This window comes from Pseudomonas sp. KD5 (assembly GCF_012932895.1).
Lineage (GTDB): Bacteria > Pseudomonadota > Gammaproteobacteria > Pseudomonadales > Pseudomonadaceae > Aquipseudomonas.
Genome location: NZ_JDWJ01000003.1, coordinates 94,987 through 110,010 on the forward strand (window position 1 = coordinate 94,987; position 15,024 = coordinate 110,010).

General features: G+C 60.3%; 12 protein-coding genes. 3 read left to right on the forward strand and 9 right to left on the reverse strand.

What is annotated here, in order from left to right; genetic code table 11:
• Position 1 precedes the first annotated feature (1 nt).
• Both AF70_RS07445 and AF70_RS07450 read left to right on the forward strand, forming a co-directional pair.
• Positions 2-1,621, forward strand: a complete 1,620-nt coding sequence (locus AF70_RS07445; RefSeq protein ID WP_028938826.1) for a DUF2300 domain-containing protein — start codon at positions 2-4, stop codon at positions 1,619-1,621.
• A 3-nt stretch (positions 1,622-1,624) separates the two neighbouring features.
• Positions 1,625-2,431, forward strand: a complete 807-nt coding sequence (locus tag AF70_RS07450; protein WP_028938827.1) for a YfaP family protein — start codon at positions 1,625-1,627, stop codon at positions 2,429-2,431.
• A gap of 688 nt (positions 2,432-3,119) precedes the next feature.
• On the opposite strand, the gene AF70_RS07455 is transcribed toward AF70_RS07450, so the two are convergent.
• The 9 genes from AF70_RS07455 to AF70_RS07495 all read right to left on the reverse strand — a co-directional run bounded on the left by AF70_RS07455 (position 3,120) and on the right by AF70_RS07495 (position 12,484).
• On the reverse strand, positions 3,120-3,866 hold the full coding sequence (locus AF70_RS07455; RefSeq protein ID WP_028938828.1) for a S24 family peptidase: 747 nt from the start codon (positions 3,864-3,866) through the stop codon (positions 3,120-3,122).
• A 228-nt stretch (positions 3,867-4,094) separates the two neighbouring features.
• Complete coding sequence (gene ppa / locus AF70_RS07460) at positions 4,095-4,622, reverse strand: inorganic diphosphatase (RefSeq protein WP_007933577.1); 528 nt, start codon at positions 4,620-4,622, stop codon at positions 4,095-4,097.
• 114 nt (positions 4,623-4,736) lie between these two features.
• A complete protein-coding gene (locus tag AF70_RS07465) occupies positions 4,737-5,549 on the reverse strand; it encodes a zinc-dependent peptidase (protein WP_028938829.1) in 813 nt (270 codons plus the stop codon).
• 6 nt (positions 5,550-5,555) lie between these two features.
• On the reverse strand, positions 5,556-6,212 hold the full coding sequence (locus AF70_RS07470) for a DedA family protein (RefSeq protein ID WP_028938830.1): 657 nt from the start codon (positions 6,210-6,212) through the stop codon (positions 5,556-5,558).
• 268 nt (positions 6,213-6,480) lie between these two features.
• Positions 6,481-6,942, reverse strand: coding sequence for an N-acetyltransferase (locus AF70_RS07475; RefSeq protein ID WP_028938831.1), 462 nt, complete (start codon positions 6,940-6,942; stop codon positions 6,481-6,483).
• A gap of 113 nt (positions 6,943-7,055) precedes the next feature.
• Positions 7,056-7,880: an ethanolamine ammonia-lyase subunit EutC gene (gene eutC, locus AF70_RS07480; RefSeq protein ID WP_028938832.1), complete on the reverse strand. Its 825-nt coding sequence runs from the start codon at positions 7,878-7,880 to the stop codon at positions 7,056-7,058.
• An 8-nt stretch (positions 7,881-7,888) separates the two neighbouring features.
• The gene (locus tag AF70_RS07485) at positions 7,889-9,283 is read right to left on the reverse strand and encodes an ethanolamine ammonia-lyase subunit EutB (RefSeq protein ID WP_018925735.1); all 1,395 of its coding nucleotides are present in this window, start codon (positions 9,281-9,283) and stop codon (positions 7,889-7,891) included.
• Positions 9,284-9,402: 119 nt separating this feature from the next.
• Positions 9,403-10,773 carry an ethanolamine permease gene (gene eat, locus AF70_RS07490; protein ID WP_019650879.1) on the reverse strand — a complete coding sequence of 457 codons (1,371 nt, stop codon included), beginning with the start codon at positions 10,771-10,773 and terminating at the stop codon, positions 9,403-9,405.
• Positions 10,774-10,963: 190 nt separating this feature from the next.
• Positions 10,964-12,484 carry an aldehyde dehydrogenase family protein gene (locus tag AF70_RS07495; protein ID WP_028938833.1) on the reverse strand — a complete coding sequence of 507 codons (1,521 nt, stop codon included), beginning with the start codon at positions 12,482-12,484 and terminating at the stop codon, positions 10,964-10,966.
• Positions 12,485-12,963: 479 nt separating this feature from the next.
• On the opposite strand from AF70_RS07495, the gene AF70_RS07500 reads away from it, so the two are divergent.
• Positions 12,964-14,877: a sigma-54-dependent Fis family transcriptional regulator gene (locus AF70_RS07500; protein WP_019581357.1), complete on the forward strand. Its 1,914-nt coding sequence runs from the start codon at positions 12,964-12,966 to the stop codon at positions 14,875-14,877.
• Positions 14,878-15,024: the final 147 nt, after the last annotated feature.

Genomic DNA, 15,024 nt, shown 5'->3' on the forward strand with positions numbered 1-15,024 from the left:
CATGACCCGGTGTCTGGTCTGGTGGTTGCTGTGTTTGATTCCTGCGCTGGCGACAGCGCAGGACGAGCCGCTGCGCCTGGGTTTCAAGGGTGAGCTGCTTGCGTTGAGCCAGACTCAGGTGATCTCGCGTGAGCCATTGCCTGACGACTTGCAGACGCCGTTGGGCAGCTTGTGGAAGCTGTTTGTCTACGGCTGGCTGGTGGACGCCGGCGCGCGCGAGCCCGCTTATGAATGTCGCGGGCAATCGAAGGAAGAAGTTTATTGCTGCACGGCGGGCGGCACGATCGGGCGTGATCAGGCGTTGGTGAAGTCTTGCGGCTTGTACTTTGAGCCTGCGCGCCTGGGCATTGCCGGCACGCAGTGGCGCGAGTATTGGCAGGCGAAGCAAGCGCCGAAATGGTTGCTGGATTTGCCGTTGTTGCAACCGCAGACCCGGGTTCCGGTGGCGGAGTTGTTGAAGGTGTTGGCCGTGATGCCGGCGCAGGATCAGGCGCGAAGGGTGTTGCTCGATGTGGTGCTCAATGCCGCGGATGGCAATGTCGTGGGTGAACTCGGTGGTCGGTTGCGGGTGAAAACCTGGAGCTGGCTGGGGGATCAGGATCCTTCGTCGCGCCAAGGCGGATTCGCGGGCTGGACGGTAGACGGCACGCCGATCTGGGCCAGTGGGCGCGGCACCAGCCAAATGGTGTTGCGCCATTATGGTCAGGCGCTGGCGACGGTGCTGCCCTCGTCATGGCCAGCCGAGGCAGGGAAGTGCGTTGAGGTCGGTCTGTTCGCGCGTTATCCACTGAAACGCGTGCTGTCGGGGGATCGCGTTGTAGCGCCCGGCCCTTTGCAAGGCGACTACCGCGTCGAGTTCGCCAACGGCAATCAACTCGATATCCACAGCGACGGCGAGTTGTTCTTGCTCAAAGACAAACTCATCGCCCGCCTCGATCGTGAAGAATACGTCGCCCGCGTCCTGCAGCGTGAAGCCAGGCCTGAACCCGTCGAAGCAGCCAAAGCCCTGGCGGTCGCGATCCGCACCTACCTGCTGCAGAACGCCACTCGCAACGGCGACTGCCTGAACATCGATGACAGCAGCAGTCGACAGCGCGTCGCGCCACGTCCGGCCGCCACCGAGTCGCGCAATATCGCCTCGTGGACCAGCGATCTGGTTCTCGCAGGCAGCAACGTCACCTATCACTCCGACCAACCGGGGCCGGACAAACTCTCCTGGCAGCAAGCCGTCGAACAAGCCAATGCCGGCCAACGCTACGACGCCATTCTGCTGCACGCCTACCCGCGCGCCAGCCTCAGTCGCTGGGACAACCCGGTCGCCTCCTGCGAAGCGCTGCCCGCCGCGCAAGACTGGCTGCAAAACCAGCGCCGTGGCTGGCGCCAACGACTCGAAAGCGAAGTTGGCTACAACGAAGTCAGCACCTTTGCGGTCTGCCGCCTGGCCTTTGGTCGTCCGTTTGTCGACCGCGAACGCCAGCGCATCTACGTACGCGGCGTGCTGTCGTTGCAAGACCGCCTCGATCTGACCCACGAATACCTGCACCTGGCCTTCGAAGCACACCCTAACGGCCAGGATGAAACCTACATCGAAGGGCTCGCCCGTCACCTCTTGCTGGAATAGGCCATGAAACTCCGTTATCCACAGGTCTTGCTGTTGCTTTGCGCTTTTTGCGTACTGCCAGCGACATTTGCCGCCGTCAAACTTGATACGCCCATTGGCGGCTGGCGTACCGGCGCCCCTGAAGGCGAAGGCGAAAGCTTTCGTCAGACGGTCAATTACCCGGCCTCGTCGGTCAACACCCCGGTGGGCCAGGCCAACACCGCGCGCATTACCGGCCAGATCCAATCCACCCCCAAGAGCACTGAACCCGGCAAGCTGATCGTCAACGGCGTCAGCATGCCACTGAAGATCGACCCCGCCGGTCGCTTCGACCGCCCGTTCTCATTCCCCAAAGGCAGCAACAGCGTTGAAGTCCGCAGCCCCGATGGCCAACAACGCCACCGCACGCAGTTCCTCAATGCTAACGGCGGCGCCACCCCGGCCAAATTGCGCGTGCTGCTGGCTTGGGACAGCGACGGCACGGACCTGGACTTGCACCTCATAACCCCCGATGGCGCACACATCTGGTACGGCGACCGTGTCGCGCCCAATGGTGCGGCGCTGGATGTGGACGTGACCACCGGCTACGGCCCGGAAATCTTCGCCATGCCGGCGCCAATCAAGGGGCAATACCTGGTGTACGTGAACTACTACGGCGGCGGGTATCGCAGTGATGACGAAGGGCAGGAGGATGCGGTTCAGCCGCTGACCACCGCGCAAGTGACAGTGATTACGGAGGAGGGGACGCCTGATGAAAAGATGGAAACGTTCCTGGTGCCGATGCGGGCGGTGGGGGAGTTGACGTTGGTTAAGGGGTTTAGTTATCCGTGAGGGGAGATCGTCTCGGCACTGCTGAGACCTCTATCCAATCCGTAGCAGCTGCCGAGGCCGCGAGGCTGCGTTCGAGCCGGGGTCGCGCTCGACCGAAGTCCTCGCATATCCGCTGTACACGGTCTTCCTGAAAGAACCGGTTGCCTGATTTTACGACTGCTTCGCAGCCGGACGCAGGCTTCGCCAGCTGCTACAAGGAGTGCGGTGCTTGATGAGGGGGCTGAGGTTGGTTCGAAGGGAGGGCGCGGGATTATTCCGGGCATTAAAAAGCCGGCTTGTGGCCGGCTTCTCGGGGACTGGCTTGGTTTATTTTTGGTAAACCGCGCCAGCCTTCAAAACGTACACCCGGATCTTGCGTCCGGCTGTGGGACTTGGCGAGAAAGTGATCTGCCTTGTCGGTGCGATCTGAGCCTTGGAAAGGGTCGATGCGCAAATGTGGGGCGCAGCATACTGATTTTTTTGAGGAATTCCCAGCTTGGCGTGCGGGGTAGAGCTTTGCGGGAATGATTTTGTGTGGCCGCTTTGACCCTGTGGCGAGGGGGCTTGCCCCCGTTGGGGCGCGGAGCGTCCCTGAAGTGGGTAATCCCGAAGCACCGCATGTTCAGGTTTGCGACTGCTGCGCAGTCGAACGGGGCGGTGCGGCGTTCCGACAAGCCCCCTCGCCACATTGGATCCCAGGGCTTCGTATTTACAGGAACGGTACGGATGGTCTGCGTTTGTTGAGCGTGGACCACCAGAACACCCATCCCAATACCCTGATGTTCTGCTTGTCGATCTGTTCGGCATTGAAGATCTCATCCGGATACTCAGCCCTGTTGTGGCTGCGCAGCCGCAGCGCATTCCCGGGCATCCGGTGCAGGTACTTGATTCGCAACATCCCGTCATGTTCGATCGCATAGATCTCGCCATCGATAATCTGCGTAAGTCCGCGATCAATGGCGAGGGTAGAACCGTCTTCAATCTTTTCGGCCATGCTGTTGCCGATCATATGGGTGCAGATGGCATTGGCATGTTTGATTTCCAGGGAGTCGAGGTGGCTGTGGGGCAGGCGGATGGACTGACCTTTGTCCTCGACGACGTGGGTTTTATTGGAGCCTGGGGCGGTGGTGGTTTCTTTGAAGAAGGGCAGTTCGACGTCGATGGGCTCGATCACCGTGTAGATGCCCCGGATGGCCTGGGCGTCGAAGGTGTTGCCGGACTCGTCGAGCACACGCAGGCGCGAGGACTCTTTCGGGCCTTCGACGGTTTTCAGCCAGTCACTGTTTACAGACAGAAGTCGGGAGACTTCTTCCATGCGATAGGCGGGCACACCACGGGTGTACCAGTTGTGGATATTTTGCGCTTCCGTGTCGAAGAAAGCGGCAAATCCTGTCGTTGTGATGTTGGCTGCTTCGAGGAGCGCTCTGAACCGTGGGCCGCTAGTGTTCTTTTTCATAAACACGAGTCTACGGGCGCAGGATGGGGGTTTGAATAAACGACCCGTTCAAATTTCGAGGGAAATTTAAGACCGGATGTAAGACGCTTTTCGTAAAAAATAAACAGGCAAACACCCAGGCTGAAATGCTCAAAACTCATTGTGAAAAGCGTTCCAGGCGGGAACAAAAAACCCCGGATCAACCGGGGTTTTCCTTGAAGCGTGAGGTTAGAAACTAACCGTTGCTTCTCAGCCTTTGTAGGCGGCAACCGACTTGGTGATCGCGGCGCGGGCAGCGTCTGCGCCGTCCCAGCCTTCGATTTTCACCCATTTGCCTTTTTCGAGGTCTTTGTAGTTCGCGAAGAAGTGCTCGATCTGCTGGATCAGCAGGGCTGGCAGGTCGGTGTATTCCTTCACGTCCACGTACAGCTGGGACAGCTTGTCGTGTGGAACTGCGATGACTTTGGCATCGCCGCCGCCGTCGTCGGTCATGTTCAGGATGCCGACTGGACGCGCGCGGATCACCGAACCTGGAGCAACCGGGTAAGGAGTCACGACCAGCACGTCGAGGGGATCACCGTCGTCAGCCAGGGTGTTCGGGATGTAACCGTAGTTGGCCGGGTAGAACATCGGGGTGGCCATGAAACGGTCAACGAACAGGCAGTCGCTGTCTTTGTCGATTTCGTATTTGATCGGCGCGTGGTTGGCCGGGATCTCGATCGCGACGTAGATGTCGTTCGGCAGGTCTTTGCCAGCCGGAATCTTGCTGTAGCTCATTGGGCGGTGCCCCCGTTAGTTGACCAAAAATACTTGGCCGGATTGACCAAAAAGTGGCGGCGATTATAGGCATATTCCGCCGTTGATGCCATGCACCTAAGGGTCGTAGAGACCTTAGTCGCGTGCCTGATAGACCGGGTCTTCGGCCAGAAGTTGCCGTAGACGGGCCAGCGGATCCTGACGGTAAAACAACTTCAACTGCTCGTAGACCTGTGGATAAGCCTCGTGCAGCAGATCCGGGGCGCTGAAGAAGTATTCGCTGGTGACCGCGAAGAACTCGGCGGGGTTTTCCGCGGCATACGGGTCGATGGCGGTTTCAGCGTCCGGGTTGCGCTCCAGTTGCCGGTCGAGGTCGTCATAGGCTTCCTGCATGACCTTGGCCCAGTCGCTGACGCGCATGTCGGCGTGCAGCGGTGGCAGGCCATTGGCGGAGCCGTTGAGCATGTCGAGCTTGTGCGCGAGTTCGTGGATCACCAGGTTGTAGCCTTCCCAGCCACCGCTGGCCATCACGCCGGGCCAGGCCAGGATGATCGGGCCTTGCTGCCAGGCTTCGCCGCTGTGTTCACCATCCCATTCGTGTTCGACGCCGCTGGCATCGCGATGGCGCTGGGGGCTGAGGAAATCGTCGGGGTAGAGGATGACTTCGTGAAAGCCCTGATACCAGTTCAGATCGCCCAAATGCATGAGCGGTAATTGGGCCTGGGCGGCGAGTAGCAGGCGCTGCTCCTGGTGGAGTTCGACGCCGGGCAGGGCGCTCAGGTGTTTGTCTTGCAGGAACAGCACGCTGGCTTCGCGCAGCCACTGGTCTTCGGCCGCGCTGATGCCATCGAGGAAGCTCAGGTGATGGCGCACCCGTTGCCACATGTCGTCGGCAATCGGATGCTTGGCCAGGGTGCGCCGGCGTCGCCAGGCGCTGAGGGACCACATCGTCAGTCAGCGGGGTTCGGCTTTGGACGCGCCATTAGCAAGACGGCTGCGGATCACGCCAATGATCATCGGTAGCAGCGACACCAGGATGATACCCACCACCAGCAGCGACAGGTTTTTCTTGATGAACGGTACGTTGCCGAAGAAGTAGCCGAGGGTTACCAGGCCACCCACCCAGAGGATGGTGCCGAAAATGCTGAAGGCGAAGAAACGCGGGTAAGGCATTTTGCCAACGCCGGCGACGAACGGGGCAAAGGTACGGATGATTGGCATGAAACGCGCCAGGGTCACGGTTTTGCCGCCATGTTTGTCGTAGAAATCGTGGGTTTGTTGCAAGTAATCGCGGCGGAAGATTTTCGAGTTCGGGTTACTGAATAGCCGTTCGCCGACGGTGCGGCCGATCACGTAGTTGGTGCTGTCGCCGAGGATCGCCGCCAGCATCAGCAGGCCGCCCAGCAGTATCGGATCCATGCCACCACCGGCCGCCACGGCGCCCGCGATGAACAGCAGGGAATCGCCCGGCAGGAACGGCATCACCACCAGCCCGGTTTCGCAGAAGATCACCATGAACAGGATGGCGTAGATCCATGCTCCGTAGTTGTTCACCAGCATCTCGAGGTAAACATCGAGATGCAGAATAACGTCGATCGGGTTGAAATCCATGGAAAGCACCTGTGGTGATGGCCCGACTCAGCAGGCCTGTGCGGATAGCTTCGCGTAAGACTACAGCGGGGTGTGATTTTTCTTACGAGTCGTGAGGTGTGGGCATTATACGGGGTGAAAAGTGAAAAACGCGTCGAGTTTGTAGCGAGGAATGTCGATGTGTTACGGGGTTTGTCGGAAAAGGTCGCAGCCTTCGGTAGCACCTACAGGTTCGAGGTTGCCTCGGTCAATGCAGGCGCTGCCGAAGGCTGCGATCTTCTTGGTGACTTTAAAGTTCGTCACTGATCGGCAACACGTAGCTCTTGAACTCGGTGTCTTCCCTGAACCCGATGGATTCGTAGGTCTTCTGCGCGACTTCGTTGTTGCTGCTGGTGGAAACGCGCATGCGCACGGCATTGGTTTCCTTGGCCATTTTCTTCGCGGTGCGGATCAGGTTGTCGGCCACTAACTGGCGGCGGGCGTCTTCGGCGACGTAGATGTCGTTGAGGATCCATACGCGTTTGAGCGAAAGAGACGAGAAGCTCGGGTACAACTGACAGAAACCCAACAGTTTGTTGTTGTCGTCATCGGCCAGGGCCAGGTAGATCACCGACTCTTTGCGCCGCAGGCGCTTTTCGAGGAACGCTCGGGACGAGTCCGGATACGGCAGGGAACCGTAAAACTCGCGATATTTGACGAACAACGGGGTCAGCAGGTCCAGGTGTTCGAGGGTCGCTTGAATAATCCGCATGGTAGGTCTCGTCTTCAAGTGGCTGTCTTACATGGTGACGGCGATAGGAAACCCTTGGCGGCCGTGCATCGATCCTGCCTTAAACCGGAATAGAAACGCAATGCGGAAACGGTTCAGGCGTCCGACGGGCTGAGTAGGAAATTACCTTTCAAACCTGCTCCTGTGTCCGACTCCAGCGTCTGAACCTGGGCTTCGTCCTTCAGACTGACCCCCGATAACTGCCGCCGACAGGCTTCGCGCATCAAATACAGCAAACGGTGTGCCGCCATGCCGTAACTCAAGCCTTCGAGCCGGACATTCGAGATGCAGTTGCGGTAGGCATCTGTCAGTCCGACCTTGGGATTATAGGTGAAATACAGCCCCAGGCTGTCTGGAGAGCTTAATCCAGGGCGTTCCCCGATCAGAATGACCACCATTTTTGCGCCCAGCAGCTCGCCAATCTCGTCAGCCACCGCAACCCGGCCTTGTTCCACCAGAATCACCGGCGACAGGGACCAGCCTTCGATAGCTGTCTGTTCTTCCATGCGTGCCAGAAACGGCAAGGTGTGGCGATGAACGGCCAGTGCCGAGAGACCATCGGCCACCACAACAGCCAGATCCACCCCGCCTGGATGGGCTCGCGAGTAATCACGCAGAGTCTGCGCTGACTCATCACTCAACTTGCGCCCCAAATCGGGGCGCTGCAAATAGCTGTTCCGATCCGTGGCGGCACTGCGCAGCAGCAAACTCTCACGCCCACGCTCGGTCAGTTGCGAACTGAGCGCCGAGTGATCGAATGGCAGGTGCACCGCATCCCGGGCTTGGGCATGGGCGTACTGGAAATCCAGCTGCGCGCGGGTCGGCATGCTGGTGCCGGTACGGCCGAGGGCAATGCGTGCCGGGGTCAGGCGGCGCAGTTCCAGCAATGGGTTCTGCGGATCGACAGGTGGTTTATACATATAAACACTCATCCCAGTTGCGCCAATGCCTGGCGGAACGCCGGTGGCAGGCTGTTGCCGAAGTGAATTTTGCCGTCCGCCTGGGTGAAGATGCCCATGTTCGCCAGCCACTGCTCAAACTCCGGCGCCGGTTTCAGGCCCAGGGTTTGCCGGGCGTAGAGGGCGTCGTGGAACGAGGTGGTCTGGTAATTGAGCATGATGTCGTCGGAGCCGGGGATGCCCATGATGAAGTTGATCCCGGCTACGCCCAGCAAGGTCAGCAGAGTGTCCATGTCGTCCTGGTCGGCTTCGGCATGGTTGGTGTAACAGATATCGCAGCCCATGGGTACGCCCAGCAGCTTGCCGCAGAAGTGGTCTTCGAGCCCGGCGCGGATGATCTGTTTACCGTTATAGAGGTATTCCGGGCCGATGAAGCCTACGACGGTGTTCACCAGAAACGGTTTGAAATGCCGTGCCACGGCGTAGGCGCGGGTTTCACAGGTCTGTTGATCGATGCCGTGGTGGGCGTTGGCCGACAAGGCACTGCCTTGGCCGGTCTCGAAATACATCAGGTTTTGGCCCAATGTGCCGCGATTCAGGCTCAAGCCGGCGTCGTAGCCTTCCTGTAAAACGTTGAGGTTGATGCCGAAACTGGCGTTGGCCGCTTCGGTGCCGGCAATTGACTGGAACACCAGGTCCAGCGGAACACCGCGATTGACCGCCTCGATGGAGGTGGTGACGTGGGTCAGCACGCAGGCCTGTGTCGGAATGTCGTAGCGTTGGATGATCGCGTCGAGCATTTCCAGAATGGCGCAGATCGAAGCGATGCTGTCGGTGGCCGGGTTGATGCCGATCATCGCGTCGCCGTTGCCGTACAGCAGGCCGTCGAGAATGCTGGCGGCGATGCCGGCCGGTTCGTCGGTGGGGTGATTGGGTTGCAGGCGCGTCGAGAGCCGACCGCGCAGGCCCAGGGTGCCGCGGAACTTGGTGACCACGCGGATTTTCTGCGCCACCAGCACCAGATCCTGCACGCGCATGATCTTCGACACGGCGGCGACCATTTCCGGGGTCAGGCCGGGGGCGAGGGCGCGCAGGCTTTGTTCATCGGCGGCTTCACTGAGCAGCCAGTCGCGGAAACCGCCGACGGTGAGGTGGCTGACCGCTTTAAATGCCTGTTTGTCGTGAGTGTCGATGATCAGTCGGGTGACCTCATCGGCCTCGTAAGGAATCAGCACTTCCTCCAGGAAGTGGGCCAGCGGGGTGTCGGCCAGGGCCATCTGCGCGGCCACCCGCTCGCCATCGTTGAGCGCTGCAACGCCGGCCAGAAAGTCCCCGGAGCGCGCCGGGCTGGCTTTGGCCATGACCTCCTTGAGGCTGTCGAAGCGGTAGGTCTGGGCGCCGACGGTATGGGCAAATACGGCCATGGGACGGTGTCCTCCTGATTCAATAAATATCTCAAATGCACCACTAAACCCCTGTGGGAGCGGGTTCTGGTGCACTTCAATAGGGCAGGCGCCGGGAATCAGCCCGGCGCCGGTGCAATTCAGACACCTTCGAGCATCGCATCCGCCGGCGCATCGGCGCGTTGCTTGGCGGTCAGTTGGAAATACAGGTAACCGGCCACCATGAAACCGAGGAACACGCAGCCGATCAGCGCGTTGAACCAGGCCATCGCCACCAGGCACACCACCGCCAGGAACAGTGCGATCCCCGGTACGATCGGGTAGCCCGGCGCGCGGAAGGTGCGCTCCAGGTTGGGTTCGGTTTTACGCAGTTTGAACAGGCTCAGCATACTGATGATGTACATCACGATGGCGCCGAATACCGACATGGTGATCATTGCCGCCGTCAGCGTCATGCCTTGCAGGTTGACCAGACCGTCGCTGTAGATCGCCGCGATGCCAATCACGCCGCCCGCCAGGATCGCCCGGTGCGGGGTCTGGAAACGCGACAGTTTGGCCAGGGAGGCTGGCAGGTAACCGGCGCGAGCCAGGGCGAAGAACTGCCGCGAATAACCCAGAATGATCCCGTGGAAGCTCGCCACCAGGCCGAACAGACCGATCCACACCAACATGTGCATCCAGCTCGAGTTGTTGCCGACCACGGCTTTCATCGCCTGAGGTAGCGGGTCGTTGATGTTCGACAGTTGGCGCCAGTCGCCGACGCCGCCGGCCATGACCATCACGCCGATGGCGAGGAACACCAGGGTCAGAATGCCGCTGACGTAAGCCTTGGGAATCGTGCGTTTCGGGTCCTTGGCCTCTTCGGCGGCCATGGCTGCGCCTTCAATGGCGAGGAAAAACCAGATCGCGAACGGGATGGCCGCAAAGATGCCGGGAATCGAGGCCATGCTGAATTCGTTGGCGCCTGACCAGCCGTTGAGCACGAAGTTACTGAAGCTGAAGCCCGGTGCGACCACACCCATGAACACCAGCAATTCGGCGACGGCAAGCACAGTGACCACCAGTTCGAAGGTGGCCGCGATGCTGACGCCGAGGATGTTCAGGGTCATGAACACGAAATAGGCGCCAACCGCGGCGACCTTCGGGTCCAGTTCCGGGTATTGCACATTGAGGTAGGCGCCGATGGCCATGGCAATTGCCGGTGGCGCAAAGACGAATTCGATCAGGGTGGCGATGCCGGCGATCAGTCCGCCTCGCTCGCCGAAGGCCCGACGGCTGTAGGCAAACGGCCCGCCAGCGTGGGGAATGGCGGTGGTCAATTCGGTGAAACTGAAGATGAAGCAGGTGTACATCGTCGCCACCATCAATGCGGTGACGAGAAAACCCAGGGTACCTGCGGTGCCCCAGCCATAACTCCAGCCGAAATACTCGCCGGAAATCACCAGGCCGACGGCAATGCCCCATAGATGCAGGGTGCCGAGTGTGGGTTTGAGCTGTGTAGTAGAAGTCATAAGTCCTCTCTGTCTTTTTTATTGTTTGATCTGTTGGACTTTCGGGTGTGGCGTTCAGGTGTAGAGCGGGCACGCAAAGCCCATGCCAGACCGGCAGGGCGATGAAGGAGGGTTTAAGGACACCATCGCGGGCTTGCCCGCGATGGCCTTCTGAAGGGCGACACAGAAATACCTGTATCGCCCCCGGTTTTTAGAAGAAGCCCAACGGGTTGATGTCGTAGCTCACCAGCAGGTTTTTGGTCTGCTGATAGTGATCGAGCATCATTTTGTGGGTTTCACGGCCGACGCCGGACTTTTTGTAACCACCGAACGCGGCGTGTGCCGGGTACAGGTGGTAGCAGTTGGTCCACACGCGACCGGCCTTGATGGCGCGGCCCACGCGGTAGGCGCGGTTGATGTCGCGGGTCCAGAGGCCGGCACCCAGGCCGAACTCGGTGTCGTTGGCGATGGCCAGGGCCTCGGCTTCGTCCTTGAAGGTGGTGATGCTCACCACCGGGCCGAAGATTTCTTCCTGGAACACGCGCATTTTGTTGGTGCCCTTGAGCAGGGTCGGCTGGATGTAATACCCGGTCGCCAGGCTGCCCTCGAGTTTTTCCACCTTGCCACCGGTCAGCAGCTCGGCGCCTTCGCCCTTGGCGATGTCCAGGTACGAAAGGATTTTATCGAATTGCTGCTCGGACGCCTGGGCGCCGACCATGGTGTCGGTGTCCAGCGGGTCGCCACGCTTGATCTGCAGGACTTTTTTCATGACAACTGCCATGAACTCGTCGTAGATCGACTCCTGTACCAGGGCGCGGGACGGGCAGGTGCAAACTTCGCCCTGGTTGAAGAATGCCAGCACCAGACCTTCAGCGGCTTTCTCGATGAAGGACGGTTCGGCCTGCATGACGTCTTCGAAGAAGATGTTCGGCGACTTGCCTCCCAACTCCACGGTGGACGGAATGATGTTTTCGGCGGCGCATTTCATGATGTGCGAGCCGACTGGAGTCGAACCGGTGAAGGCGATCTTGGCGATGCGTTTGCTGGTGGCCAGGGCTTCACCGGCTTCTTTGCCAAAGCCTTGCACCACGTTGAGCACGCCAGGTGGCAGCAGGTCGCCGATCAGCTCCATCAGCACAGTAATGCCCAGCGGGGTTTGCTCGGCAGGTTTGAGGACGATGCAGTTACCGGCGGCCAGGGCCGGAGCGAGTTTCCAGGCGGCCATCAGAATCGGGAAGTTCCACGGGATGATCTGCCCGACCACGCCCAGCGGTTCATGGATGTGATAGGCCACGGTATTGCCGTCGATCTCGGCGGCGCTGCCTTCCTGGGCGCGGATGCAGCCGGCGAAGTAGCGGAAATGGTCGGCGGCCAGCGGGATGTCGGCGTTGAGGGTTTCGCGCACGGCCTTGCCGTTGTCCCAGGATTCGGTGATCGCCAGCAGTTCCAGGTTCTGTTCGATGCGATCGGCGATTTTCAGCAGGACCAGCGAGCGAGCCTGGGCGGACGTGGCGCCCCAGGCATCGGCGGCGGCATGGGCGGCGTCCAGGGCTTTTTCGATGTCTTCGGCAGTGGAGCGCGGGAATTCGGCAATCGGTTGGCCGTTGACCGGCGAAGTATTGGTGAAGTACTGACCTTTGACAGGCGCGACGAACTCGCCGCCGATGTAGTTACCGTATTTGCTCTTGAACGAAACGATAGCGCCTTCAGTGCCTGGGTGAGCGTAACGCATGATGGGTTTCTCCTTGGCTTTTGTGCTTATAAGGGAGGACGCGCCAGAGCGCGGTAACAAGCGTAGAGCAAAGGTTGGGCCACCGCCTTGCAGGTCAGTTAAATCAAGGACTTGTGTGTTTTTTGTCGGACGGCTGGGCGGGGCTTGTGACGCTTGCGGTACAACCCGTGTGACACTTTGTACCGCTTGTGGCACAACCTGTGACCGATGGGTCTTGCCAGCATTGCAATGCGTCGATGGCTGGAGGATGCTGGGCCTCAAATGGCCCACAGGTAATCCTCTGTGGCGAGGGAGCTTGCGTGGTGAGGGGGCTTGCCCCCGTTGGGCAGCGAAGCAGCCCCCAAACCATTCACCTCGATTTACCAGATACACCGCATGCTCAGGATTTACGACTGCTGCGCAGCCGAACGGGGGCAAGCCCCCTCGCCACAGGAAGTGGTTATAGGTAGGCACTCACCTATCGGGGAGAATAATAAGAAATGCACGACAACCATTTGAGTCGCCATGCCCAGCAAGTGTTGACCGTGACCCAGGGTAAGTCCCACCTGCACGGTCCCGGCAGCGATCCGTCCATTGCCCGCTCCTGGCTGCGTTGCCTTGAGGACTATCACCTCGACCCGGCCCTGACCATGGCGCCGACGGTGCTGGAACATGCCCGCATCCTGGAAAGCCGCGAACGCTTGCAGCAAGTGCTGCAGATCGCCGGCAACGAAATGACCAGCCTCCACCAGCAACTCTCCGGCGCCGGCCACGCAGTGTTGCTGACCGACGCTCGCGGGGTGATCCTCAACTGCGTCACCGCGCCCGCCGAACGGAAGATTTTCGAACGCGCCGGCCTTTGGCTTGGCGCCGACTGGAGCGAAGCCTGCGAAGGTACCAACGGCATCGGCACCTGCCTGGTGGAGCGCCAGTCCCTGACCATCCACCAGGACGAACACTTTCGCGGCCGCCACACCGGCCTGACCTGCTCGGCAAGCCCGGTGTTCGACCCTCATGGTGAACTGTTGGCGGTGCTTGACGTGTCTTCGGCGCGTCATGAGGTTTCGCGGCAGAGCCAGTTTCACACCATGGCCCTGGTCAATCTGTCGGCGAAGATGATCGAGAGCTGTTATTTCCTGCGTTACTTCGACAATCAATGGCTGCTGCGTTTTCACTTGCAGGCCGAATCCGTCGGACTGTTCAGCGAAGGGCTGCTGGCGTTCGACGGGGAAGGGCGGATCTGTGCGGTCAACCAGAGCGCGCTGAATTTGCTGGGGCATATTCGTGGCGGCCTGTTGGGCCAGCCGGTGGAGGCGTTTTTCGACTGCTCGCTGAATGAGTTGCTCGGCCGCGCGAGCGCCAATGCCAGCGCCAGTTGGCCGTTGCGCACCCGCGACGGGCGGCGGCTGTTTGCTGTATTGCGTGGGCAGCCGCGCAGCATTCCTGCACCGGTGGTGCAAAGCCCGGCAGTGGCCGAGCGTCCACGGCTGTCGGGTATTTGCCTGGGCGATGCCGCGTTGCAGGAAGACTTCCGCAAGGCCTTGCGGGTGTTCGAACGGGACGTGCCGTTGCTGATCAATGGCGAAACCGGCTCAGGCAAGGAGGCTTTCGCCAAGGCCGTGCATCAGGCCAGTCAACGGGCGGAAAAATCGTTTGTTGCCCTCAATTGCGCGGCGATTCCCGAAAGCCTGATCGAAAGCGAGCTGTTCGGCTATCGCGGCGGAAGCTTCACCGGTGCCCGCAAGGAAGGCATGCGCGGCAAGTTGCAGCAGGCCGATGGCGGGACTTTATTCCTGGATGAAATCGGCGACATGCCGTTGAGCATGCAAACCCGGCTATTAAGGGTGCTGGAAGACCGTCAGGTGGTGCCGATTGGCGGCGAGCCGGAATCGGTCAATGTGCGGATCATCAGCGCCACTCACCGTAACCTGCTCGAAAGGGTGCAGGACGGCAGTTTCCGCGAGGATTTGTATTACCGGCTCAATGGGCTGGAAGTCGCATTGCCGGCGTTGCGCGAGCGCACGGATAAATCACAGTTGCTCGACTTTCTGCTGGCCGAAGAGGCGGGCGGGGAGACAGTATTGATTGATGCAGCGGCGCGGCAGGCCTTGCTGGATTTTGCCTGGCCGGGGAACGTGCGGCAGTTGCGTAATGTGCTGCGGACCCTGGCGGCGTTGTGTGACGGCGGTCGGATCGGGCTGGAAGATTTGCCGGCGATGATTCGTCAGGCCCGGCCGGTGATGGTGGCGACGATTGAAGAGCCGTCCGAATATCCGCTGGACGATGCCGAGCGGCTGGCATTGCTCAACGCACTGGAACAGCAACGCTGGCACATGACCCACACGGCTGAACAGCTGGGCGTCAGCCGCAATACCCTCTACCGGAAGCTGCGCAAACACGGCATCGCCCGTTAGGTTGTGACTGATCGTTCCCACGCTCTGCGTGGGAATGCCTCCCCGGACGCTCTGCGTCCGCTTTTGGGACGCAGAGCGTCCCTTGCTGCATTCCCACGCAGAGCGTGGGAACGAGCGTGGTTACAGCTAAAGAGTGCGATTTTCCCC